Source organism: Aureibaculum marinum (assembly GCF_003813905.1).
GTDB classification, from domain to species: domain Bacteria; phylum Bacteroidota; class Bacteroidia; order Flavobacteriales; family Flavobacteriaceae; genus Aureibaculum; species Aureibaculum marinum.
This window is the reverse complement of the sequence record NZ_RPFJ01000103.1, coordinates 1-2,233: the sequence shown is the minus strand read 5'-3', so window position 1 is coordinate 2,233 and position 2,233 is coordinate 1. Positions and strand designations below refer to the sequence as shown.

The 2,233-nt window shown below is 30.8% G+C and carries 2 protein-coding genes; both read right to left on the bottom strand.

Annotated features, from left to right (window positions below; all coding sequences use genetic code 11):
- Positions 1–256: 256 nt before the first annotated feature.
- Positions 257–982 carry a DUF5131 family protein gene (locus EGM88_RS15555; protein WP_123899337.1) on the bottom strand — a complete coding sequence of 242 codons (726 nt, stop codon included), beginning with the start codon at positions 980–982 and terminating at the stop codon, positions 257–259.
- A complete protein-coding gene (gene tcmP, locus EGM88_RS15550) occupies positions 982–2,097 on the bottom strand; it encodes a three-Cys-motif partner protein TcmP (protein WP_123899336.1) in 1,116 nt (371 codons plus the stop codon). The genes EGM88_RS15555 and tcmP overlap by 1 nt, the downstream gene beginning before the upstream one ends.
- Positions 2,098–2,233: the final 136 nt, after the last annotated feature.

Below are 2,233 nucleotides of genomic sequence, written 5' to 3'. Positions count from 1 at the left end.
GGTCTGTTTTCGGTCTTTTCCAATAATAAATTTCATGGTTAGAAGATACGAAAAAACTGAAAAACAATGAAAATTTTACTCCATTAAAAGCAATAAGTTATTAGACAGTCTGACGGTCTAGTATAACCGTCAGTTACGGGATTAAAGTTAATGTTTTTCGGCTTAACACTGACGTTAGCAATTCCGAGTGGATTCGGACGTAGTCGAATCCGCCGTAATTGCGGTTATACATTGTTACCTGCTGGCTTTTTTTCATTTATACGCTGTGCTGTAATTCAATTTCTGGCATCTCGTCATATGTTCTGCCATTCAATATTCTGCCATTTTTCTTTTTGTTTTTTCCACCCCATTGTTTAAAAAAGAATGCAACTTCTGACTTTTCGCATTGCTCTTGTATGTCAAGAACCCAATCCGCATCCATTGGTCTTGGATTATGTCCGCTTTCTCCACCAACAATAACCCAGTCAATTTTGTCTAAATTCATATTCGGAAGTGGACCAATTAATGGTTCTAACGAAAGGAATTTAACTCTTGCGTTTGTTTCTCTTAAAAAATCAATTCTATTTTCTACTTTTTGTTCCTCTACTGAAACTCCCATCCAAATATTATGAGTCCATTTTAATTCTTGATGAAGTTCTTTTAATCTTTCAGCTCTTTTGGTTAATACTTGAAAAACGTGTTGAGGATTTTCATTCATTACTTTGAAAACCTTTTTTATAAATTCTAAAGGAATTTTTTCGTGAAATAAATCACTCATTGAGTTTACGAAAACAACTTTTGATTTTTTCCACGTATATGGTGTTTTCAAAGCGTCTTCGTGAGTTCTAACCTCAAAATTATCCTTATACTTTTCTACACCCATTGCTTGTAGTCTTTTGGACATTATTTCTGCATAGCAGAATTTACAGCCTTGAGAAACTTTGGTGCAACCAGTTGTCGGATTCCAAGTCATTTCAGTCCATTCTATACTTGATTGTGCCATTACTTAAGTTTTATAGTTAGTTTATTAAAATACTCTTTATATTCTTTATAATTTATATAAAAAGCACCTTTTCTAATTTTAGAATTATCTTCTTTTGATAAATCCAGTCTGTTATCTGATTGTAGCTTTTTCAATATTTGAGTAGAATGCTTGGGCAAAAATCCTTGTCTTAATGTATATTCATAAATTTCTCCATTGGTTCTGCCTTCTTTTAAATAACAAAGTAATAAATCTTCAAGCCTATTAGTCTCTAAAACTGAAAAAAGGGTTGATTGATTACTGTTATATTTCCATCCTCGACCTTGTTCAGTGTCAATATCCCATTTAGTCTCCAACATTTTTTCATAACCTCGAATGTGTGAACTAAAAAAGAATAAACAGAAAACAGTGTTTTCTTCTTTTTTTAATGTAAAACTATCAACAAAATAGTTATTACCAATAAAATCTTGAAATCCTTCCTTTAATGAGCGAATATATTCCCATTCGTTTTTCAGTTTATTCTTATCAATTCCCAATTGTGTGTTGAAATTTTCTAAAACATCAGGTGTTCCAGCTTTTGAGAAACGATACATAAATTGAATAGGTAACCATAGTAAAACTTCTGCATTGTTATCACAGTCGAGCAAGTTTAATATGTGTTCTGCTTTTATCTCTTTATAACCAAAAGGATCAATGAACACAAATGCTTTGGTATCTTTAAACTTTTTAAATTTATTTGGAAGTTCTTCTACAATTTCAAGATAGTCTTTGTTTACTAAATTTAAAGTTCCAAAATTGGGGTAGTGTAATTTATTTTCTTTTATGTGATTGTCAAGTGTTTTAATTCTATCTTGGTCAATATCGTTGAAATGACAATGAATTTTAGGTGATTTTACCACTCTTTTGTCAATGAATTGATAATAAGTTTGTTTTACTTTTTTCAATGCAATTACTGGACTTCCTTCTCCACCGTTTTCATAAACTCCAGGACCACAGAATAAGTCAACTATATGAATTGCTTTTGTGTATCCATCATTGCAAATTATATTTAGATACTTTTGAATATAGTCTCCGAAAAGTTTAACCTTTGCTTCTGAATGGTTTAGTAAATTTATCTGTGATTTCTTATTGCTCATTGGTTTGTTCAGCTTGCAGGTAACAATTGTATAAACGTATTGCGTTTATATCCGTTATGGCTTTAAATATAATAATTTTTTTGAAAATTTAATAAAAACCCTTATAATTATTGATGTTCTGCATAGGTGTACTAAA